General features: G+C 46.8%; 19 protein-coding genes. All 19 read right to left on the reverse strand.

What is annotated here, in order from left to right:
* Positions 1-71: 71 nt before the first annotated feature.
* The gene (locus tag VOA_RS0118690; RefSeq protein WP_001009789.1) at positions 72-605 is read right to left on the reverse strand and encodes a phenolic acid decarboxylase; all 534 of its coding nucleotides are present in this window, start codon (positions 603-605) and stop codon (positions 72-74) included.
* Positions 606-886: 281 nt separating this feature from the next.
* Positions 887-1210: a c-type cytochrome gene (locus VOA_RS02275; protein WP_000513617.1), complete on the reverse strand. Its 324-nt coding sequence runs from the start codon at positions 1208-1210 to the stop codon at positions 887-889.
* Between the two features lie 35 nt (positions 1211-1245).
* The gene (tilS, locus tag VOA_RS02270; RefSeq protein ID WP_001281831.1) at positions 1246-2568 is read right to left on the reverse strand and encodes a tRNA lysidine(34) synthetase TilS; all 1323 of its coding nucleotides are present in this window, start codon (positions 2566-2568) and stop codon (positions 1246-1248) included.
* 140 nt (positions 2569-2708) lie between these two features.
* Positions 2709-3668 (reverse strand): acetyl-CoA carboxylase carboxyl transferase subunit alpha, encoded by a 960-nt coding sequence (gene accA, locus VOA_RS02265; protein WP_000055725.1) that lies wholly within the window; start codon positions 3666-3668, stop codon positions 2709-2711.
* 54 nt (positions 3669-3722) lie between these two features.
* A complete protein-coding gene (dnaE, locus tag VOA_RS02260) occupies positions 3723-7202 on the reverse strand; it encodes a DNA polymerase III subunit alpha (protein ID WP_009356155.1) in 3480 nt (1159 codons plus the stop codon).
* 199 nt (positions 7203-7401) lie between these two features.
* Entirely contained in the window at positions 7402-8022 is a 621-nt protein-coding gene (gene rnhB / locus VOA_RS02255; protein ID WP_001085472.1) for a ribonuclease HII, read from the reverse strand.
* Between the two features lie 18 nt (positions 8023-8040).
* Positions 8041-9186: a lipid-A-disaccharide synthase gene (gene lpxB, locus VOA_RS02250; RefSeq protein WP_009356156.1), complete on the reverse strand. Its 1146-nt coding sequence runs from the start codon at positions 9184-9186 to the stop codon at positions 8041-8043.
* A 145-nt stretch (positions 9187-9331) separates the two neighbouring features.
* A complete protein-coding gene (gene lpxA / locus VOA_RS02245) occupies positions 9332-10120 on the reverse strand; it encodes an acyl-ACP--UDP-N-acetylglucosamine O-acyltransferase (RefSeq protein WP_000581097.1) in 789 nt (262 codons plus the stop codon).
* A 1-nt stretch (position 10121) separates the two neighbouring features.
* Positions 10122-10553 carry a 3-hydroxyacyl-ACP dehydratase FabZ gene (fabZ, locus tag VOA_RS02240; RefSeq protein ID WP_001027757.1) on the reverse strand — a complete coding sequence of 144 codons (432 nt, stop codon included), beginning with the start codon at positions 10551-10553 and terminating at the stop codon, positions 10122-10124.
* 107 nt (positions 10554-10660) lie between these two features.
* A complete protein-coding gene (lpxD, locus tag VOA_RS02235; RefSeq protein WP_000210029.1) occupies positions 10661-11713 on the reverse strand; it encodes a UDP-3-O-(3-hydroxymyristoyl)glucosamine N-acyltransferase in 1053 nt (350 codons plus the stop codon).
* Positions 11714-11722: 9 nt separating this feature from the next.
* Entirely contained in the window at positions 11723-12232 is a 510-nt protein-coding gene (locus VOA_RS02230) for an OmpH family outer membrane protein (protein ID WP_009356157.1), read from the reverse strand.
* Between the two features lie 14 nt (positions 12233-12246).
* A complete protein-coding gene (gene bamA, locus VOA_RS02225) occupies positions 12247-14661 on the reverse strand; it encodes an outer membrane protein assembly factor BamA (RefSeq protein ID WP_001240973.1) in 2415 nt (804 codons plus the stop codon).
* Positions 14662-14709: 48 nt separating this feature from the next.
* Positions 14710-16068 (reverse strand): sigma E protease regulator RseP, encoded by a 1359-nt coding sequence (gene rseP / locus VOA_RS02220; RefSeq protein WP_000997906.1) that lies wholly within the window; start codon positions 16066-16068, stop codon positions 14710-14712.
* Positions 16069-16070: 2 nt separating this feature from the next.
* Positions 16071-17273 (reverse strand): 1-deoxy-D-xylulose-5-phosphate reductoisomerase, encoded by a 1203-nt coding sequence (ispC, locus tag VOA_RS02215; RefSeq protein ID WP_001229030.1) that lies wholly within the window; start codon positions 17271-17273, stop codon positions 16071-16073.
* Between the two features lie 47 nt (positions 17274-17320).
* On the reverse strand, positions 17321-18163 hold the full coding sequence (locus VOA_RS02210; protein WP_000813561.1) for a phosphatidate cytidylyltransferase: 843 nt from the start codon (positions 18161-18163) through the stop codon (positions 17321-17323).
* Positions 18164-18180: 17 nt separating this feature from the next.
* Entirely contained in the window at positions 18181-18933 is a 753-nt protein-coding gene (uppS, locus tag VOA_RS02205; RefSeq protein WP_032468383.1) for a polyprenyl diphosphate synthase, read from the reverse strand.
* A gap of 91 nt (positions 18934-19024) precedes the next feature.
* Positions 19025-19582 carry a ribosome recycling factor gene (gene frr / locus VOA_RS02200; RefSeq protein ID WP_000606617.1) on the reverse strand — a complete coding sequence of 186 codons (558 nt, stop codon included), beginning with the start codon at positions 19580-19582 and terminating at the stop codon, positions 19025-19027.
* 53 nt (positions 19583-19635) lie between these two features.
* Positions 19636-20367 carry a UMP kinase gene (pyrH, locus tag VOA_RS02195; protein WP_000210551.1) on the reverse strand — a complete coding sequence of 244 codons (732 nt, stop codon included), beginning with the start codon at positions 20365-20367 and terminating at the stop codon, positions 19636-19638.
* A gap of 179 nt (positions 20368-20546) precedes the next feature.
* Positions 20547-21389, reverse strand: a complete 843-nt coding sequence (gene tsf / locus VOA_RS02190) for a translation elongation factor Ts (RefSeq protein WP_000301486.1) — start codon at positions 21387-21389, stop codon at positions 20547-20549.
* Between the last annotated feature and the right edge of the window lie 66 nt (positions 21390-21455).

Raw genomic sequence — 21455 nt, forward strand, 5'->3', positions numbered from 1 at the left:
GGCATTATCTGTCACCCGTTAACAACAATCAACCAAAGCTACCGTGGAATTTCGTTTTGCAGCTGACGTTGCTACTGACTCAGATCGGGCAACAAATTTTTATCTGGTAAACAGAAAGGATAATTGTCGGGAAGTTCAGTCGGTGGGCAACTAATGACCTGCTCATTATTCTGACCACAGTCACGCATATACATCAAAGTTGCAAAACTATCTATCACGTGCGTGGGATAAATGGGCCCAGCATCGCGATAAGCTTCCATTAGTGGTAAATGGTCATTTTGATAGCAGGCAATTTTTTCAGGCTCATTCACAATCCAACGAGGGAAATAGATTGCTCCATGTACCAAATAATCGTGCAGATTAAGGGTTAGAGCCACACTTGTTCCTGTAGGCTCAGCCCAAGAGATTCGATACACAGATTGAGCAACCCTTGATATAGACACCTGCTGATCCTTTACCCAGCGGCCTCCAACAATTCCTGAATGCACTCGATAATCAATGGTTGTGGCATTTTTAACATACAATTCATAACGCCACCCCTGATCATAAGTATAGATAAAACTCTTACCTAAAAATTCACTTAAATCGTTTCGTTTAAAATTCATGCAAGCTCCTCAGTAGCAGATTCGGTTTTAGTCAGGGATAATTTCCCCGCAATTAAGAACGCTCATCATCACATTGGTTTCATTCATAAATAACATGAATATTTAACTTGTATGCTGTGCCACAAAAAGGAGTGGGTTTCACGCTTATTCACCATCTTCTAATCAAGGAATCAAAACCATTATCCGTACCATAGGAGAGCTTAGATATAAAAAATCCGCAGTATTGCCACCACGGATTTTTCATTATCAAATCTGGGATATTTGCCGTAATGGCCCCACCATTATTTCAAGCCAGAGAAATAGGCTGCTAAGTTGGCAATATCATCATCACTGAGCATCATGGCTTGTGCTTGCATTACTACTGCGAGGCCACCGTTACGTTCTTTATTTTTATACGCTTTAATCGCCGTCATGATGTATTGCTCATTCTGGCCTTTCAGGTTCGGATAACCAGGAATCACCGCAATCCCGTCCATACCGTGACAAGCTGCGCATACTGCGGCTTTCGCTTGCCCTGCTGCTGCATCACCCGCCAATGCAGAACCAGACACCATACTCGCGCCCAAAACCAAGGCCATGACCATTTTATTCATTGCTTTCCCCATGTAATTATCCCTATAGATTATGTGTGGTTATGAATTTATTTTGGCACAGAATCGGAAGATTTGAACCAAACCAACTCACAATCTTGACCACTGAAATCACGATCCACGAATAAATCCGCAACACAGACCACCCGATCTTGGTACATGAGAATTGGGGTTTGCCGCCGCTGCCAACTCGGGATACCGTACTCTTGAAAAAGCTTTTTCAACTTACGCGATCCACTACGACCAACTGGACAAGCCACCAACCCTTGAGGCTCAAAACTTACCCAGAGTTGGCTAGGGTCATCCGGAAGTTTTATATTTCCTGAAGAGTGCATCGCTAATTTTAAGCAGCCTAAGCCTTGCGGTAATGACAAAAGCTGCTCTGGGACAATAGTGCAATGCCACCCAGAGAGATCAATCTCAGGCTGTACTAGATGCAATTGCTGCCGAAAACGACGGACTTCGATCTGATTCAGTCGGAGTTTGGGGTTAGCATCCTCGCTCGCTAAGGCAACTTCATGCCATAGCTGATCAGTGTGTTGGCGACTAGGCATTGGCAGCCGGTGATGCGCAAACCAAGCTCGGATCAGTTGTCGCCGCGAAGCCTCACTACTCTCAGCAAGTGTGGAGATCGATAATCCACCATCCTGAGTAATCGCCCTTTTTAAAGCATCGGCCAGCAGCTCTTGCAATAGCACTTCCTGTTCAGCGCACAACTCGGCACTGCGTTGTACCGCTTGGCGAATGCTCAGCCAACGTTCTGTAAGAATGGGCGTAATGTGATGACGCAGAAAATTGCGCTCGTAGCGAGTATCAAAATTACTTTCGTCCGTGACCCAACTCAGCTTCTTCTGCATGGCATACGCTTCGATATCTTGGCGAGAAACGGTCAATAATGGACGAGCTAAATGGCCTTGGGCAAAAGGCGTGTAGGCAGCCATTGCCGACAAACCTTTAGGGCCACTACCACGTTTTAACGCGAGCAAAAAGGTTTCGAGTTGATCGTCTGCATGCTGGCCAAGCAGTAGAAGAGTGTCTGAATCCACATACTGAGATAGTGCTTGATAACGCGCTTCACGCGCCATTTTTTCAATGCTTTCACCACTGCCGACCGCCAACTGTACGCGCTCAATATGGCATGAAATGTTGGCTGCTTGGCACCAAGTTTGGCAATCCTGCACCCATTGATCCGCATTCGAACTCAGTCCATGGTGTACATGAACCGCTTCTGCATCCCAACCAAACTCATCACGCCCACGAGCTAACAACGAGAGTAAAACTCGCGAATCCACTCCACCGCTTAACGCCAGCACTAATTTACGAAAGGGGTAACGCGCTAATTGCTGCACGAAATGGGGATAAAGATCGCTCATAAGCTCAACACAGTGTGAAAAAGTGCCTCAAGTTTACCCCTTGGGCTCAGAAAGCAAAAGGGCTGGCCTAAGCCAACCCTTTTCGTTTGTTGATGAGTGATTGCCCATACTCAGCAATCAAACTATCGCTAGTCCAATGATTAACAGTAGCCGTAGTTCATCAGACGCTGATAGCGACGCTCAAGTAAGTTTTCATGGTCAAGCGTGTCTAGATCCGCTAACTGGCGCAGCAGAGTCGCTTTCAGGTTTTCTGCCGTTTGTTTGTGGTTACGATGTGCACCGCCTAGAGGTTCTTCAACGATTTCATCAATCAGTTCTAGCTCTTTCAGACGAGGTGCAATCAAGCCCATTGCTTCTGCCGCTTGTGGTGCTTTGTCAGAATCACGCCACAGAATAGACGCACAACCTTCTGGTGAAATCACTGAGTAAGTTGAGTATTGCAGCATGTTCACGTAGTCACCCACGCCAATTGCCAGTGCGCCGCCAGAACCGCCTTCACCCACTACGTTACAAATCACGGGTACTTTCAGGCCTGACATCACTTTGAGGTTTTTAGCGATCGCTTCCGACTGACCGCGTTCTTCCGCACCTACCCCTGGATATGCACCCGCAGTGTCGATAAAGGTGATGATTGGCATGTTGAAACGTTCTGCCATCTGCATCAAACGCAGAGCCTTACGGTAGCCTTCAGGCTTTGGCATCCCGAAGTTACGTTTCACTTTTTCACGAGTTTCACGACCTTTCTGGTGACCAATCACCATGACCGCACGGCCATCAAGACGTGCAATACCGCCCACAATCGCTTTGTCGTCAGCGTAAGCACGATCACCGGCCAGTTCATCAAACTCAGTAAAGATGTGATTGAGGTAATCCAGCGTGTAAGGACGCTGCGGATGACGCGCCAATTGCGCCACTTGCCATGCACCTAAGTCACTGAAAATTTTCTTTTTCAGCTCAAGGCTTTTCTTCTCAAGCTGTTCTAGCTCTTTATCCAGATCTACGGATGCGCTTGTGCTGTGACGAGACATATCACGCAGCGCCTGAATTTTCGTTTCCAGTTCGACAATCGGTTTTTCAAAATCAAGAAAATTGAGGCTCATCTATCGATCCTTTGTGACTCAGCCATGCCACCCTCAGTGCGCACTGGCTGAATTTTAGTTAAATTCGAGTTCTACCTGATCGTTACCAAGTAGCTGCTTTAATTCGTCTAACAATGTATCGCTTGGCGTGACTCGCCACTCTGTGCCTAACGTCAGGCGCGCTCGCGCATCAGGGCGCTGGTAGTATACATTGACAGGTACGGTTCCTGCGCGGTGAGGTTCAAGTATGTGACTAAAACGCTCAAAAAATTGTTGATCAATCTGCGACTGTAAAATCGAGATCGATAAACCGCGGGCAAATTTTTCACGCGCGCTGCCCAAGTCCATGACCTCGCGCGCCGACATTTTAAGTCCGCCATTGAAGTCATCAAAGCTGACCTGTCCGGAAACCACCAGAATTTTATCTTTTTCTAACCATTCTGCATACCGATCAAGTGCTTCTGAGTAGAGCATCACTTCCATACGCCCCGAACGGTCATCCAGTGTCATCAAGCCAATCCTTGTACCGCGTTTGGTGGTCATGACTCGTGCGGCAATCACTAATCCGGCAACGGTTAATGATTGATCACGCCGTGTTGGCGCAGCTTCATTCAAACGGCAACTGGTGTATTTGGTGAGCTCTTTCAGGTATTCATCAACCGGATGGCCGGTGAGATACAGCCCAAGCGTCTCGCGCTCCCCTTCCAAGCGTACTTTTTCCGGCCACTCAGGTACTTGCGTGTATTTCTGCTCGACTTCTTCTGGCGCATCGGTGAGTACGCCAAACATATCCGCTTGGCCAAATGCTTCAGCCTGATGATGTTGGCTTGCCGCGCGCACTGCATCATCCACTGATGCCATCATGGCAGCACGGTGTGGCCCTAGCCGATCAAGAGCACCAGCCAAAATCAGTTTTTCAATCACGCGCTTGTTGACCTTTTTCAGATCAATTCGCGCACAGAAATCAAACAAATCTTTGAAATAACCGTCTTTGTTACGTGCTTCAAGAATGGCCTCAATTGGACCTTCCCCCACGCCTTTGATAGCACCGATGCCGTAAACAATCGCACCGTTGTCATCCACGTTAAAGCGATACAAGCCGGAGTTGATATCCGGTGGCAACACGGTCAATCCCATGTTCTTACACTCATCCACCAAGCCAACCACTTTTTCGGTGTTGTCCATATCCGCGGTCATTACCGCGGCCATGAACTCAGCAGGATAGTGGGTTTTCAACCATAGGGTTTGGTAAGACACCAGAGCATAGGCAGCAGAATGCGATTTGTTAAATCCGTATCCGGCGAACTTTTCCACCAGATCGAAGATTTTCATCGCCAACTCACCATCGACGCCGTTATTTTCAGCCCCTTCTTGGAACACGGCGCGCTGTTTGGCCATCTCTTCCGGTTTTTTCTTACCCATTGCACGGCGCAACATATCTGCCCCACCCAAGGTATAACCCGACAGCACCTGCGCAATCTGCATCACCTGTTCTTGATAGAGGATGATGCCGTACGTTGGCTCTAGAATCTCTTTAAGTGACTCATGTTGCCATTTTTCATCCGGATAAGAGATGGCTTCTCGGCCATGCTTACGGTCGATAAAGTTATCCACCATGCCAGATTGCAACGGCCCCGGACGGAACAACGCCACCAGAGCGATGATGTCTTCAAAACAGTCAGGTTGCAGTCGCTTAATCAGCTCTTTCATACCGCGCGATTCGAGCTGGAATACCGCGGTGGTTTTGGCATCTTGCAGGTTACGGAATGAGCGCGCATCATCGAGCGGGATCGCTTCAATCCGTACCGGTGGTTTGCCTGCTTTTTTCAAGCGCGGGTTAACCAGCCCCAACGCCCAGTCAATGATGGTTAGAGTACGCAGCCCCAAGAAGTCGAACTTGACTAAGCCGGCGGTTTCTACATCGTTCTTATCGAACTGGGTAACGGGGAAGTTACCTTCCGCATCACAGTAAATCGGCGCAAAATCGGTAATCGCCGTGGGCGAAATTACAACGCCTCCAGCGTGTTTACCGGCGTTACGGGTACAGCCTTCCAGAATTCGGCACTTGTCGATCAGCTCTTTGACTTCTTCATCAGCGTCATACAGCTCTTGCAATGCCGGCTCGGCAATAAACGCTTTTTCGAGTGTCATACCCGGATCGGGTGGGACTAATTTTGAAATGCGATCGACAAAACCGAACGGATGACCAAGCACTCGACCCACATCTCGAATGACCGCTTTCGCCGCCATGGTACCGAAGGTAATGATTTGTGATACCGCATCACGACCATACATTTCCGCAACGTGATCAATCACTTGGTCACGCTTATCCATACAGAAATCGACGTCAAAGTCGGGCATGGATACCCGCTCTGGGTTTAAGAAACGTTCGAACAGCAGATCGTATTCGAGCGGATCAAGATCGGTGATTTTCAGTGCATACGCCACTAACGAACCGGCACCCGAACCCCGCCCCGGTCCTACCGGAATATCGTTATCTTTTGACCACTGGATAAACTCCATCACGATCAAGAAGTAACCAGGGAAACCCATCTGGTTGATTACATCGAGCTCGATTTGCAGTCGCTCATCATATTCTGGGCGGCGCTGTGCACGGACTTCTGGATTAGGGAAAAGGAATTCGAGCCGCTCTTCCAGACCTTCACGGGATTTCATGACTAGGAAGTCTTCGATCGCCATCCCTTCGGTTGGGAAATTAGGCAGGAAATATTCGCCTAAGCGCACCGTTACGTTACAACGCTTGGCAATCTCCACGCTGTTTTCCAGTGCTTCGGGAATATCCGCAAACAGCTCGCACATTTCCGCTTCGCTGCGTAAGTACTGCTTAGGGCTGTAATTTTTCGGGCGACGCGGATCTTCGAGCGTGTAACCATCATGAATCGCCACTCGGATTTCATGCGCTTCGAACGATTCTTCGGTAATAAACACCACTTCATTGGTTGCGACCACTGGCAGCTCATATTGCTCAGCCAGCTCAAGCGCAAAGTGTAAGTAGCTCTCTTCATCGGCACGCCCAGTGCGCACTAATTCTAAATAGAAGTGGTCGGCAAAGTGGGTCTGGTAAAACTCAAGGCACTTCTCAACTTGTTGTTGGTTGCCTTTCAGCAAAGCTCGCCCAATTTCGCCACTCTTACCCCCCGAAAGCACAATCAAGCCTTCGGCATGCTCCATCAACCAAGCTTTATCAAGTACAGGTTGATGTTGGACATGACCACGCAGATACGCTTTTGAAATCAATAAGGTGAGGTTTTTATAACCGATGTTATTTTTGGCAAGGACGGTCAGCTTGGTCAGTTCGTCACCAAACTCTTCCGATTGCAAAGTAAAATCGGCACCGATGATTGGTTTAACTCCGCAGTTGTGCGCGGTGCTGTAAAACTTAACCAAGCCACACAAGTTAGTAAAATCGGTCAACGCCATTGCTGGCATGCCCATTGCCGCCACTTTTTTCACCAATGGCGGTACTTTGGACAAACCATCCACCATGGAGAAATCACTGTGAACACGTAAGTGGATGAACTTTGGGTCTGACATGCAAGGAATATCCAAATCTTAGGAAACGCAATTGCGCTCTATTCTATACCAAAACTACTTGGAGTTGCAGGTAGGCGGCAAGAGAGTGAATCCCCATGAGCATAGATAAACTATGTGATTGGGGTGAACGAACGTGGCCAACACCGCTGCAGCTTCAAGTAGGAAGGGGATACGTTAATCTGCGTTGGCTTTCAGTAGCTTATTCTAAACCGAGTGCGCGTTTTACTGGGCCAAAGCTTTTACGATGTTGCTCAATCACGCCATGCTGCTCGATGGCGGCGAAATGCACAGCGGTTGGGTAACCTTTGTGTTTGGCAAAACCAAATTGAGGGTATTGTTTATCCAACTCTTCCATCTCGTGATCGCGGATCACTTTGGCAATAATCGAAGCTGCGCTGATTTGCGCCACGCGCAGATCGCCTTTGACTACGGCTTGTGCCTCCATCGGCAGTTTGGGGACTTTATTACCATCCACCAACACCAAATCTGGCTGCACAGCCAATCCCGCCACCGCGCGCTGCATCGCAACCATGGTCGCTTGGAAGATGTTCAGTTCATCGATCTCTTGTGGAGAACAGCGACCGACCGACCAAGCTAAGGCTTTTTCTTGAATCTCAGGAAACAACGCTAAACGTTTTTTCTCACTGAGCTTTTTGGAGTCATTCAAGCCCACAATCGGCCGATTAGGGTCAAGGATAACCGCCGCAGTAACCACATCCCCAACAAGAGGACCTCGGCCAACTTCATCCACTCCCGCAATCAAGGCATAACCAGCCGGAATCTCAAATGCAGGCAACTCAATGCTTGGTTTCTTCGCCATGTTGTTTTCTCAATCTTTTTAATTTTGTTTCTGAATCAAATGCAGTACAGCTTGCGCCGCTTGCTGATCCGCATTTTTACGGATCCATTGATGCATTTCGGTGAATTTACTCATTAAATCTTGATTATCACTATCAAGCAAACGGCTCACCTCATGGTAAAGATTGTCGACCGTACAATCATCTTGCAGCAGCTCTTTCACCAACTCTTCACCGGCCAAAATATTCGGTAAAGAGACATAAGGCGTTTTCAGCAGACGTTTAGCCAGAAACGCGGTAAAGGCATTCACTCGATAACCAACCACCATGGGCCGCTTAATCAACATACATTCCAGTGCAACGGTTCCAGAAGCCAGCATGACTGCATCGGATGCGGTAATCACGTTGCGCGCGGTATCATCCACCAACACAAAGTTGAGTTCTGGCGCAACTTGCTTCCATACTTCTTCAAATTGTGCACGGCGTTTAGCATTCACCAACGCAACGACAAAGCCCAACTCTGGATAGCGTGCCTGCAACTTTTGGCAAGTCGCGATAAACGGTTCCGCAAGCATTTTCATTTCGCCACCACGGCTACCAGGCAATACCGCTAACCAGCGGCGTTGCTCATCTAAGCCAAGTAACTGGCGAGCGGCCAACTTATCTGACTCTAACGGAATGGAGTCCGCTAAGGTGTGACCGATAAACTCACAAGGTACATTGAATTTGTCGTAAAACACTTTCTCAAACGGCAAAAAAGCCAACACCAGATTAGTAGCTGCCGCAATGCCATGAATACGATTTTGTCGCCATGCCCAGACCGATGGGCTGACATAATGTACGGTTTTGATCCCAGCTTGTTTAAGGCTTAGCTCAAGGCGCAAGTTAAAATCAGGGGCATCAATGCCAACAAATACATCTGGCGGATTGGCTGTGAAATATTTGACCAGTTCGGCTTTCACTTTCAACAAACGCGGTAAACGCCCAAGCACTTCGACCAGCCCCATGACGGCAAGCTCTTCCATATCAAACAGAGACTCACAGCCAAGCTCGATCATCTTCGGTCCACCGATACCGACAAATTCCGCATCGGGGTAACGTGTACGCACCGCCTTAATGAAACCTTCACCTAAGGTATCACCTGAAAGTTCGCCTACCACGATGCCAATCCGTAATGGTCTGTTCACCCTATTTCTCCACCGTTGAAAGAGACTCTTCTCTGGACTGCAAGTCAGCAGAGACTAAAAATGCAAAAGATCGCTGAGAGTCGCAGCGATCTTTCAATTTATCCGTCAATTCACTGCACTAAGTAAGTGAATGAGCACCAACCGTTCAGCGGATAATGCCGCGCTCGGATTTCTCAAGAAAATCGAGGAACACTTTCACACTTGGGAACTGTTCTGCTTCTTGAGCAATTTCGGCTTTTGCGGCTTCTAGCGTCAAGCCATTGCGGTACAGCGATTTGTACGCACGGCGAATCGCATGGATTTCTGCCTTTTCAAAGCCACGACGCTTTAAGCCTTCCACGTTAATACCGAAAGGTGCACAGTGGTTACCTTGCGCCATGACATACGGTGGCACATCTTGTACCACGATGGAGCCACCACCCAGCATACAATGGTCACCAATATGGCAGAACTGATGGATAGCAGACATGCCGCCGACAATCGCTTGGTTGCCCACTTTGACGTGGCCCGCCAACGTGGCGTTATTGGCAAAAATACAGCGATCGCCAATCACACAGTCATGTGCAACGTGAGCATTGATCATAAATAGGTTGTCGCTACCCACGATAGTGATGCCTTTATCTTGCACCGTACCGCGGTGCATGGTGACGCTTTCGCGAATCGTATTGCGATCACCAATGATGAGCTGAGTATCTTCACCGGCGTATTTCAGGTCCTGACACTGTTCACCAATTGAAGCAAACTGGAAAATACGGTTAAAAGAACCGATTTTAGTTGGACCTTTAACGACAACGTGCGACATAAGCTCGGTGCCTTCTCCGATCTCAACCTTGCTGTCGACATAGCAAAAAGGACCAATTTTTACGTTAGCGCCAATAATGGCACCTTCTTCCACCACCGAAGTAGGGTGAATTTGTGCTGATTCGTGAATCATTTTAAAACTCTCGACGTGCGCATTTGAGTTGAGCAGAGCAAACGACATCACCATCCACTTTGGCAACACCGTTAAACAGCGCAATACCACGGCGTTCTTTCAGAAATTCAACTTCAATCATCAGCTGATCGCCAGGGGTAACAGGCTTACGGAACTTCGCTTCATCAATGCTTGCGAAGTAGTACAATTCATTTTCTTTTGGCGCACCAAAGGTTTTAAACGCCAATAAGCCAGTAGCTTGCGCCATAGCTTCTAAAATCAATACGCCGGGGAAAACCGGCAGTTGTGGAAAATGACCGGTAAACTGAGGCTCGTTCACTGAAACATTTTTCAAACCAATCAGATATTTACCTTCTTCATAATCGGTCACGCGATCGATCAGCAAAAATGGATAGCGGTGCGGAAGAAGCGATTGAATTTCAGTGATGTTCATCGTTTTCTTATCAGTAGTCAAAGTCATCATCCTGTTCGTGTAAAAATAAATAAGGGATACCCAACAGCGAAAAGACTCGCAAGATGCGAGCCTTTGGTGTCAGCCAATTACGCTTGTGAGTTATCAGGCTGCTCGGCATCTGATTGCTCAAGTTGCTTTTCTAGAGCTTTCAGTCGCTTATGCATATCTTCAATGCGGTGTACTCGAGCAGCCGTTTTGCGCCACTCTTTATTGGTTTGCAGAGGAATACCAGAAGAGTACATCCCCTTCTCCTCAATGCTACGCATCACCATGCCCATACCTGTGATGGTCACACCATCAGCAATCTCGATATGGCCGTTAAGCACACTTGCACCACCAATGATGCAATATTTACCGATACGAGTGCTGCCGGCGATAATGGTACCACCCGCTAAGGCACTACCATATCCGATGTGCACGTTATGCGCGATTTGCATTTGGTTATCGATGATCACATTATCTTCAATCACAGTGTCATCAAGCGCACCGCGGTCGATGGTAGTACAAGCACCGATCTCTACACGATCACCAATACGAACGGAACCCAACTGAGGAATTTTGATCCATTCGCCACGTTCATTGGCGTAACCAAAACCGTCAGAACCAATCACAGTACCCGATTGAATTAAGCAGTCAGAACCAATTTCTACCTTATGATAGATAGTAACATTGGCCCAAAGTTTAGTGTTGTCACCCAAACACGCCTGCTTACCAATAAAACAACCCGCACCAACAACCACGTTATCACCAAGCTGTACGCCTGATTCAATCACTGCATTGGCACCAATCGAAACGTTGTTACCTAACTTCGCATCTTCAGCAATCACCGCGCTCAACGCGATACCGTACGCTGGAGCAGGAGTGGAATCTAACGCCTGTGTCACTTTGGCAAAAGCCACATAAGGGTCGGCGACAACCAGAACATTACCCGGGCAGAGTTCACGCTCACTGGCTTTAACCATGATGACTGTCGCTTTGCACGCACTTAAGTGCTTACTGTATTTGGGATTGGACAAAAATGTCACATTTCCAAGCTGTGCCTTATCCATAGGCGCAACCGCACTGACTAGTGCGGTTGGATCACCGTGTAACTCCCCTCCGGTGATGGTGGCCAGTTCGGCTAAAGTTAATGTGGTCATAATTTTCGATTATTTAATGGCTTTGATAACTTTCTCAGATAGATTGTGCTCAGATTTACCGTATTGCATTGCACTAGAATCAATCACAATATCGTAACCTTCTTTCTCAGCCACTTTCGTCACTGCATCTTGAATAACTTTAAGTAACTTTTGCTTCTCTTCTGCTTCACGACGTGCGGACGCTTGCTCTAGAGCCTGGGCTTTAATTTTGTATTTGCTGTCCAACTGACCGATTTCAATGCGAAGCTTTTCCACTTCATCTTGGCTCATCAGCTCACCATCACGCTTTAGCTTTTCAATCTTGGTTTTTGCATCAGCTTGAATCGCTTGCAGCTCAGCCGCTTTATCTTTGAACTCTTCTTGCATTTTTTGCAAAACAACTTCACGCTGTGGCAAAGCTTGGAACACTTTCGCAGTATTGATATAACCAATTTTCTGCGCAGCTTCAGCAGCATTAGCGACTAAAGATGAACTTAGTATAATCAGGCCAAAGCCAGCTGCTTTAATCATGTTTTTCAAAATATGTTCCTCTCCTAGAAGGTTTTTCCGATAGTGAAAGTGAAAAACTCTTCGTCATCACCTTCATAAATTTTAATTGGTTTAGCCAATGAGAATACCAAAGGTCCCATTGGGGATACCCACTGCAGTGCAACGCCGTAGGATGAGCGATAATTGGTTGGATCTGAATAATCGTAGTAATACTGGTTGCCATACTCAGCACCACTAGAACGATAATCAAATTCAGTATCCCAAACGCTGGCCATATCATAGAAAATACTGGTTCGAATTTGGCCACGCACCTCATCTGAAGCAAATGGTGTTGGAACAATCAATTCGACGCTAGCCAACGCGATCGCGTTACCGCCAACAGAATCATCGGTGACGGTATCGGTACCGTTGTTTGAACCCGAGTAGTCACGATACACCGCTTTAGGGCCTGCAGAGTTTGACCCAAATCCGCGCAATGTGGTAAAGCCACCCGCATAGAAGTTCTCATAAAATGGGAACAGATTATCTTTTCCATCGGTTTGTCCGTAGCCGTTACCGTAGCCTAAACGACCACGTAGCAGCAAGGTAAACTCATGCTTCTTGGTCAGCGGGAAATACTGGCGTACATCATATTGCAACTTAAAATACTCCGCATCAGATCCCGGAGTAGTAAATTTAAAGTAAGCACGCTGATGGTTGCCCGATGTTGGGAAATAGCTGTTGTTCAGATTATTTCTGGTCCATGACAAGTTGATATCGAAATCATTAGTCAATAAATTTCCTTCCGAGTCGATATTACTCGCTTGCGCAGTCAGAAAGTTCTCTACTTGTAAATAAGGTGTCAAATTTCCAAGTTTGTTATGAGTATAACCAACACCAAACTCAAAGCGGTTTAATTCATCGAATGGGAAACCCCAAGTTAGGCTAGTACCGTAACTTTCATTGGTGTAGTCAACAATACCTGCTTCAGATGCTTCAAACTGGTTGTAGAAAACCTTGCCACCAAGGCTGACACCGTCAAGATTCCAATATGGGTCACGATATTCTAAGGTTAGGTTTTTCTGGTAATCGTTCATCATGGCGTTAACGCCGACTCGGTTACCACTACCCAAAAAGTTTTCTTCTTGTAAACCGACTTGGAAACTCACCCCTGACTCAGTACCGTACCCGATACCAAAGTTGACACTACCCGAATTGGCCTCTTTCACGCTGTAGACTAGGTCCACTTGATCTTCACTGCCAGGAACACGAACTGTCTGCACTTCCACCGTTTCAAAAAAGCCTAGACGATTAAGGCGAGTCTTCCCTGTATCGATGTCTTTAGAGTTAAGCCAACTGCCTTCCATCTGACGCATTTCACGACGCAGCACTTCATCTCGCGTACTGTTGTTGCCCACAAAGCGAATGTCGCGCACATAAATGCGATTTCCAGCTTCCACATGAACAACTAAAGAAACTTGCTGCTTTTCATCGTCAAACTCAGGAAGAGTGCGAACTTGCGGGTAAGCATAACCTGCTTCCCCAAGAATTTTCTTGATACTCTCTTCCATGCGCGTCACAGCTGAGCCGTTATACGCCTCACCAATCTCAAATGGGATCAGTGCTTTAAACTCATTCTCTTTGCCTAACAGCTCGCCTCGAAATTGCACTTGGCTCACCGTGTAGGACTCACCCTCATTAAGATTGAGAGTGATATAGACGCCCTTTTTATCAGGTGAAATCGCCACTTGGGTGCTATCAACTTGGAATTTCAGATACCCACGGTCCAAATAATAAGAACGCAGGCCTTCAATATCACCAGCCAAGACTTGTTTTTGATACTTATCGTCAGCTAAGAAGTTCCACCAAGCGACGTCCACATTCAGATTAAAACGTGAGAGTAGCTCTTCATCGCTAAATACTTGGTTGCCGATAAAGTTGATTTGTTGAATTTTGGCTGAGACCCCTTCGGTAAAAACAAACTTCAGGTCAGCACGATTACGTGGCAATGGAGTCACAACAGCTTTTACGGTTGCGTTATATTTGCCCACGCTGTAGTAGAAATCTTCAAGGCTTTTTTCAATATTGCTTAATGTGGTACGGTCGAGAGCCTCGCCAACACGAATATTGGACGCTTCGATACTCTGTTTAAGCTGCTCTTCTTTAATTGCCTTGTTGCCAGAAAATGACACACTCGCAATGGTAGGACGCTCACTGACTTGAACGACCAAAGCATTACCATTACGTAGTACTTTGACATCCTCAAAATTACCAGAGGCATAAAGCGCCTTGATAATGTTGGCCACATCTTGTGAATCAACACTATCCCCAACACGCACAGGCATTTTCAACAATGCAGCACCTAACGCTACCCGTTGCAGACCTTGAATTTGAATATCCTGTACTACGAATTTTTCGGCACCATTCGCTGACACACTAGTAGCGAGCAATGTCGCGAGCAGAATCTGTTTCATCGCCATATTGTTTTGAGTTCTTCCTTACTGCAACTCTTGCCTAATGTTTATCAATCACAGGCGAGTAAAATCGTTAAAGATTGCCACGGCCATTAAAGAGAAAATAATGGCTCCACCAATCCGGTAACCCATTTCCTGTACTTTTTCCGGTACAGGGCGACGAATTACCGCTTCAATCATAAAAAACAGTAGATGACCGCCATCGAGCATCGGTAGCGGTACTAAATTGATAATGCCTAAGTTGATACTTATCAGAGCTAAAAAGCCCAAAAAGTAAACGAACCCATAATCTGCTGTCGCACCAGCACCTTTGGCAATCGAAATAGGCCCACTGAGATTATTCAGGCCCACATCGCCGACTAGCAGTTTCTTTAACATGCTAACCGTCAGATCAATCACCTGAGCACTTTTTTCCACGGCTTTGCTCAGCGACTCAAATACACCAAATTGCATTTCAAATCGATAGCTTTGCGGCCATTCTGCGACTTTTGGTGCGATTCCAGCAAAACCGATCACTTTTCCTTGCGAAAGCTCACGACTATCCGGTGTCAATTCGATTTCAACTTTTTGTCCAGCTCGCTCAACCAATACTGTGATAGGCGTATTCGGATGACTTTGAATGGCATTCACCACCTGCCGCCAATCATCGATCACCTGCTGATTGATTTGCAGCACTGTATCGCCAACTTGTAGCCCAGAACGTTCACCTGCACCTTGTGCAGTTACGTTCGCTAATTGATTCGAAATGGCTGGCGTGAAAGGTTTAAAACCCAACGCCCTCATAGCAGACTCAGTTTCTGGATCAAAGTTCCAATCACGCAGATTTATTGTTTTAATTTCGTCGAGTCCAACACCTTCTGAGGAAGAAACCGTCAAGGTAAGGCTGTCATCTCCAATATGGCCAATCAAGCCCATGTTAACCGACTCCCAGTCAGGGGTATGCACTCCCGAAACTGCCTTGATTTCCATGCCCGATGTTAATCCTGCTTGAGCGGCAATCGAATAAGGCGTCACTTCCCCAATTACAGGTTTAACCGCAGGAACGCCGATCATAAACATCAGCCAATAGGCAAAAATCGCAAACAGAAAATTGAAGAGGGGACCCGCACTGACAATTGCAGAGCGTTTCCACAACGACTGCTTATCAAATGCCATAGACTGTTGCTCGGCGGGGACATCATCGACACGACCATCGAGCATTTTGACGTAACCACCGAGTGGGATCATCGAAATGCTGTATTCAGTGCCATCGCTAGCGGTGCGTTTCCAGATTGATTTACCAAACCCAATGGAGAATTTCTCAACTTTTACCCCACAGCGTCTAGCCACCCAGAAATGTCCAAACTCATGCACGGCAACTAAAATTCCTAATGCAATGATAAAGGCTATGAAATTCCATAAGATGTCGTTCATGGTTAACGCTCTTTTAATACTTGGTGGGCGAAATGGCGAGCCATTGTATCTAGCTCAAGCAGGCTTTCCAAGTCAATGCCATATAACTGAGCATTAGTCGCGCAGACCTTAGACAAGACCTGCTCATTGATTAATACGATGTCAGTAAAACGTATTTTCTGTTTTAAAAAGGCATCAACTGCCACTTCATTTGCCGCATTGAGTGAGGTAGTAGCATGCTGCCCAAGAAAACACGCATCCATCGCCAGTTGCAAACAAGGATAGCGCGCGAAATCCACATCCATAAACGTCAGCTGCTGTAACCGCGTGAAATCCAATGCAGGGACTCCTGCTGAAATGCGTTTAGGATAAGCCATTGCGTAAGAGATCGGCGTGGCCATATCCGGTTCACCTAACTGAGCCATCACTGAACCATCTCTGTATTGCACCATCGAGTGGATAACCGATTGAGGATGGATAAGCACTTTGAGCTGATCACGAGAGGTATTAAACAACCACTTCGCCTCGATATATTCGAGCCCTTTATTCATCATGGTGGCTGAGTCAACGGAGATTTTTGGCCCCATGGACCAGTTTGGATGAGCAATAGCTTGCTCTGGCGTTACGCTATCCAGTGTGGCGAGATCACTGTAGCGAAAAGGGCCGCCCGACCCTGTTAACAAAATATGACTGATGCCGTGTTTTTCTAGATCACAGCGTCCAAGCTCAGTTTGAATCTCACTCGGTAAGCATTGAAAAATCGCGTTATGCTCACTATCGACTGGCATCAACTCTGCGCCTGATTTCGCTACTGCATCGATGAACAGTTGACCGGACATCACCAACGCTTCTTTGTTAGCCAATAAGACTCGCTTACCCGCTTTCACCGCCGCCATAGTCGGCAGCAAACCTGCGGCACCAACAATCGCTGCCATCACAGTATCGACTTCATCTAATGCAGCAACTTGGCACATAGCCTCTTCGCCATACAACACTTCTGTTGCTTGATTTTGGCTTTTAAGCAACTGTTGTAATTCTGTAGCAGCCAGTGCTGTCGACATGACCGCATATTGGGGTTGCCACTGCAGGCAAAGCTGATACATCTTGGCAACATTGCCCCCAGCAACTAAAGCCACAATCGAAAACTGCTGTGGATTTTGGGCAACTACCTTAAGGGTACTGGCTCCGATAGAACCAGTGGCACCTAAAATGGTTAATTTACGCATAGTGAAACCGCTGTTATTCACATCAGGCTGCCAAGGCAGCCTGATGATTAAAACAAGAAATAGAGAAGTGCGAACACAGGAAAGGCGGCCGTAAGGCTATCAATTCGATCTAAAATGCCACCATGCCCCGGAATAATATTACTGCTGTCTTTGATACCGGAGACTCGCTTAAACATACTTTCGACCAAATCACCCAATACTGAAATGACAACTGTGACCAAAATGATCAGTAACATCGCAATCATTGAGCTAAATTGAAGGCCAAACCACTCGGCAACCCAGTAACCCACCAGCATTGCCGTAGCAATCCCTCCAATTAAACCTTCTATGGTTTTGTTAGGGCTTACTGCTGGTGCCATTTTGTGTTTACCTAAGCTTTTTCCCAAAAAATAGGCACCGCTGTCTGCAGCCCAAACCAGAAAACAGACGAAGAGTACAAGTTTCGCGCCATAAAAAGGGTCGGAAAGGTAAGAGTTGGCACGTAAGAACAGCACACTCCAGAAGAAAGGTAGCAATGTCAGCAAGCCAAATAGGTGGCGAACGCTACTTGAATGCTCCCATAGCGGACGCGAGCGTGGATAAGTGATCGCCAGAGCACTCGAAACTAACCACCATGAACTGCCGATACCAAGCACAATCAGATGAGTAGTATCAAGATTACCAATCGCTGGCAATTCAAAATCGATCAGAGCGACACTCAATCCACCAACCACCAATGCCGGAACCATAGCCCAAACACGTGACGGTTGATCTACAAACTGAGTCCATTCCCAGAACCCAAGTAAAGTTACTACCGCAAGTGCCAACATAAAACCAGCAAAAGGCAGATAAAGGATACCAAGGATCACCAAAGGCGCGAGGATAAGCGCTGTAATGATTCGCTGCTTCAAATTGAGAAGTCCTATATTCAGTTTTCCATCAATGCCTTGATTTGTTCACCAGTACAACCAAAACGGCGCTCACGATTAACAAACCAAGTCACTGCTTCAATCAGGCAGTTTTCATCGAACTCAGGCCAGAAGACTGGAGTAAAATACATTTCTGCATAGGCAAGTTGCCAAAGCATAAAGTTACTAATGCGACACTCTCCGCTGGTGCGGATAAGCAAGTCCACCTCCGGCAGATCAGCCATGGTCAAATGTTGTTTGAACATCGCTTCATCAATATCTGCAGGCTGCAGATCACCTTGTTTAGCCTTTTCCGCCAAAGCTTTCGTGGCTTGCAAGATGTCCCACTGACCACCATAATTCGCCGCAATATTCACTACCATACCCGTATTGTTGGCAGTTAATTCTTCTGCTTGAGCGATTTTAGATTGCAGTCGCTCGCTAAAGCGACTTTTATCACCAATCACTCGTAAACGCAGATTATTCTTATGCAATTTTTTAATCTCGGTGGAAAGAACGGTAATAAACAGTTCCATCAACACCCCGACTTCCTCTTCTGGGCGACGCCAGTTTTCACTGCTAAAAGCAAACAGGGTTACGGCTTTAATGCCAAGACGAGCAGAGGTTGAGATAGTTTTGCGAACCGCTGCCACACCATTTTTATGGCCGAACACTCGCGGTTTTCCCTGTGCTTTTGCCCAACGCCCGTTGCCATCCATAATAACGGCGATGTGCTTTGGCAATATATCCTGGGAAATAGATAGATTCTGCATAAGAAATACAACGAATAAATAAAGAAGCGCAAGAGTAGCATAAAAAAACGCTGTGCTGCGAGCACAGCGTTTTGTTCACCAAGCTAGTGGATTAAACTTCCATCAGCTCTTTTTCTTTTGCAGCAAGAACATCATCGATCTTTTTCACTGCTGCATCAGTCAGTTTTTGGATGTCTTCTTGTGCGCGACGCTCATCATCTTCTGAAATTTCTTTGTCTTTCAGTAGACCTTTCAGATCGTTGTTTGCATCACGACGAATATTACGCACAGCAACACGACCACCTTCCGCCTCACCACGTACAATTTTCACCAAATCACGACGACGCTCTTCCGTCAGCGGTGGCAGTGGAACACGGATGATGGTGCCTGCTGACATTGGGTTTAGACCTAAGTCAGACATCAAGATCGCTTTTTCAACTTTTTGAGTTAAATCGCGATCGAACACGGTGATCGCTAACGTACGAGCATCTTCTGCAATCACGTTAGCAACCTGATTAAGTGGAGTTGGAGCGCCGTAGTAGTCAACAGAAATCCCAGTCAATAGACTTGGGTGAGCACGGCCAGTACGGATCTTTGACAGGCCATTCTTCAGTGCTTCAACACTTTTCTCCATACGCTCTTGCGCATCTTTTTTGATCTCATTAATCACAATATCACCTTAATTCTTGTTTTCGTTTCGAGAGCGTTTGGTTTCGAGACCGATCACTGCGCATCGCTGATCAGTGTACCTTCAGCCTCACCCATAACGACACGACGAAGTGCGCCTGGCTTATTCATGTTAAATACACGAATTGGCATTTTATGGTCACGTGCCAGTGTAAATGCCGCCAAATCCATCACTTTCAGTTCTTTCTCAAGCACATCGTTGTAAGCAAGCTTATCATACAGTTGTGCATCAGGGTTGGCTACCGGGTCAGCACTGTATACCCCATCCACTTTCGTTGCTTTGAGAACCACGTCAGCTTCGATTTCAATACCACGCAGACACGCAGCCGAATCCGTAGTAAAGAATGGGTTACCTGTACCCGCAGCAAAGATCACCACTCGGCCTTGACGCAATTCACGAATCGCATCAGACCAACTGTAATCATCACATACGCCGTTAAGAGGAATCGCTGACATCAAACGAGCGTTAACGTAAGCACGGTGCAACGCATCACGCATCGCCAAACCGTTCATCACGGTTGCCAACATCCCCATATGGTCACCCACAACACGGTTCATGCCTGCTTTTGCAAGACCAGCACCACGGAACAGGTTACCCCCACCAATCACCACGCCTACTTGCACGCCTAGCTCAACCAGTTCTTTTACTTCTTGAGCCATACGATCAAGTACCGTTGGATCAATACCAAAACCTTCAGTGCCTTGTAGCGCTTCACCACTTAGTTTTAACAGAATACGTTGATAAGCTGGTTTAGGGTTTGTAGTCATGGGAGTTACCTTCCAAAGAGAGTTGAGGATTAACAGTCATGGATAGATTTGAGTGTGGGCTTAAATCCATTCATCACGGCTAATCAACACTTTTGCGAGCCACATTTCACTAATCAAGGCGTTAATCGTGAAAAGACCGCAGCTATGGCCACGGTCTTTTTTGAGCAATCGCGCTAGGATTAACCTTTTTGCACCAGTGCTACTTCTTCAGCAAAGCTCAGGCCTTCTTGTTTCTCGATACCTTCACCTACTTCTAGACGAACGAATGCAGAAACAGTGATGCCTTTCTCAGCAAGAATTTCGCCAACAGTTTTCTTTGGTTCCATTACGAATGGTTGACCAGTCAGAGAAACTTCGCCAGTGAATTTCTTCATACGGCCTTCAACCATTTTCTCTGCGATTTCTTTTGGCTTGCCTTCGTTCATTGCGATACCAACTTGAACTTCACGCTCTTTCGCAACGACTTCAGCAGGAACGTCGTCTGGTGTCAGGAATTCTGGACGAGAAGCAGCAACGTGCATTGCAACGTGCTTCAGTGTTTCTGCATCAGCAGAACCTGCAACTACTACACCGATACGGTCGCCATGACGGTAAGTAGCCAGAGTTACGCCTTCAACGTACTGAACGCGACGGATGTTGATGTTCTCACCAATTTTCGCAACTAGAGCAACACGAACTTCTTCGAATTGCGCTTGTAGTTCTTCTACAGAGGCTTTAGAAGCTACAGCAGCGTCAGCAACTTGGTTAGCAAATGCTACGAAGCTACCGTCTTTTGCTACGAAGTCAGTTTGGCAGTTTACTTCAACCAGAGCCGCAACGCCTTCGCCTTCTTTGATAATGATGGTGCCTTCAGCAGCGATGTTGCCAGCTTTTTTAGCAGCTTTAGCAGCACCACTCTTACGCATGTTTTCGATCGCCAACTCGATGTCACCGTTAGTTTCAACAAGGGCTTTCTTACATTCCATCATACCTGCGCCAGTACGCTCGCGCAGTTCTTTTACTAGAGCAGCAGTAACAGCCATTCTCTATTCCTCAGTTAATTCTGGATTGGGTAAAAATTGAGGGCCTACATATCGGCCCCCAATGCT

The sequence above is a fragment of the Vibrio sp. RC586 genome (assembly GCF_000176715.1).
GTDB lineage: Bacteria > Pseudomonadota > Gammaproteobacteria > Enterobacterales > Vibrionaceae > Vibrio.

What these genes read in the sequence shown, in the direction of transcription:
- VOA_RS0118690 (WP_001009789.1), bottom strand. Translation starts at nt 605, where the DNA reads ATGAATTTTAAACGAAACGATTTAAGTGAATTTTTAGGTAAGAGTTTT.
- VOA_RS02275 (WP_000513617.1), bottom strand. Translation starts at nt 1,210, where the DNA reads ATGGGGAAAGCAATGAATAAAATGGTCATGGCCTTGGTTTTGGGCGCG.
- tilS (WP_001281831.1), bottom strand. Translation starts at nt 2,568, where the DNA reads ATGAGCGATCTTTATCCCCATTTCGTGCAGCAATTAGCGCGTTACCCC.
- accA (WP_000055725.1), bottom strand. Translation starts at nt 3,668, where the DNA reads ATGAGCCTCAATTTTCTTGATTTTGAAAAACCGATTGTCGAACTGGAA.
- dnaE (WP_009356155.1), bottom strand. Translation starts at nt 7,202, where the DNA reads ATGTCAGACCCAAAGTTCATCCACTTACGTGTTCACAGTGATTTCTCC.
- rnhB (WP_001085472.1), bottom strand. Translation starts at nt 8,022, where the DNA reads ATGGCGAAGAAACCAAGCATTGAGTTGCCTGCATTTGAGATTCCGGCT.
- lpxA (WP_000581097.1), bottom strand. Translation starts at nt 10,120, where the DNA reads ATGATTCACGAATCAGCACAAATTCACCCTACTTCGGTGGTGGAAGAA.
- fabZ (WP_001027757.1), bottom strand. Translation starts at nt 10,553, where the DNA reads ATGAACATCACTGAAATTCAATCGCTTCTTCCGCACCGCTATCCATTT.
- lpxD (WP_000210029.1), bottom strand. Translation starts at nt 11,713, where the DNA reads ATGACCACATTAACTTTAGCCGAACTGGCCACCATCACCGGAGGGGAG.
- bamA (WP_001240973.1), bottom strand. Translation starts at nt 14,661, where the DNA reads ATGGCGATGAAACAGATTCTGCTCGCGACATTGCTCGCTACTAGTGTG.
- rseP (WP_000997906.1), bottom strand. Translation starts at nt 16,068, where the DNA reads ATGAACGACATCTTATGGAATTTCATAGCCTTTATCATTGCATTAGGA.
- ispC (WP_001229030.1), bottom strand. Translation starts at nt 17,273, where the DNA reads ATGCGTAAATTAACCATTTTAGGTGCCACTGGTTCTATCGGAGCCAGT.
- uppS (WP_032468383.1), bottom strand. Translation starts at nt 18,933, where the DNA reads ATGCAGAATCTATCTATTTCCCAGGATATATTGCCAAAGCACATCGCC.
- pyrH (WP_000210551.1), bottom strand. Translation starts at nt 20,367, where the DNA reads ATGACTACAAACCCTAAACCAGCTTATCAACGTATTCTGTTAAAACTA.
- tsf (WP_000301486.1), bottom strand. Translation starts at nt 21,389, where the DNA reads ATGGCTGTTACTGCTGCTCTAGTAAAAGAACTGCGCGAGCGTACTGGC.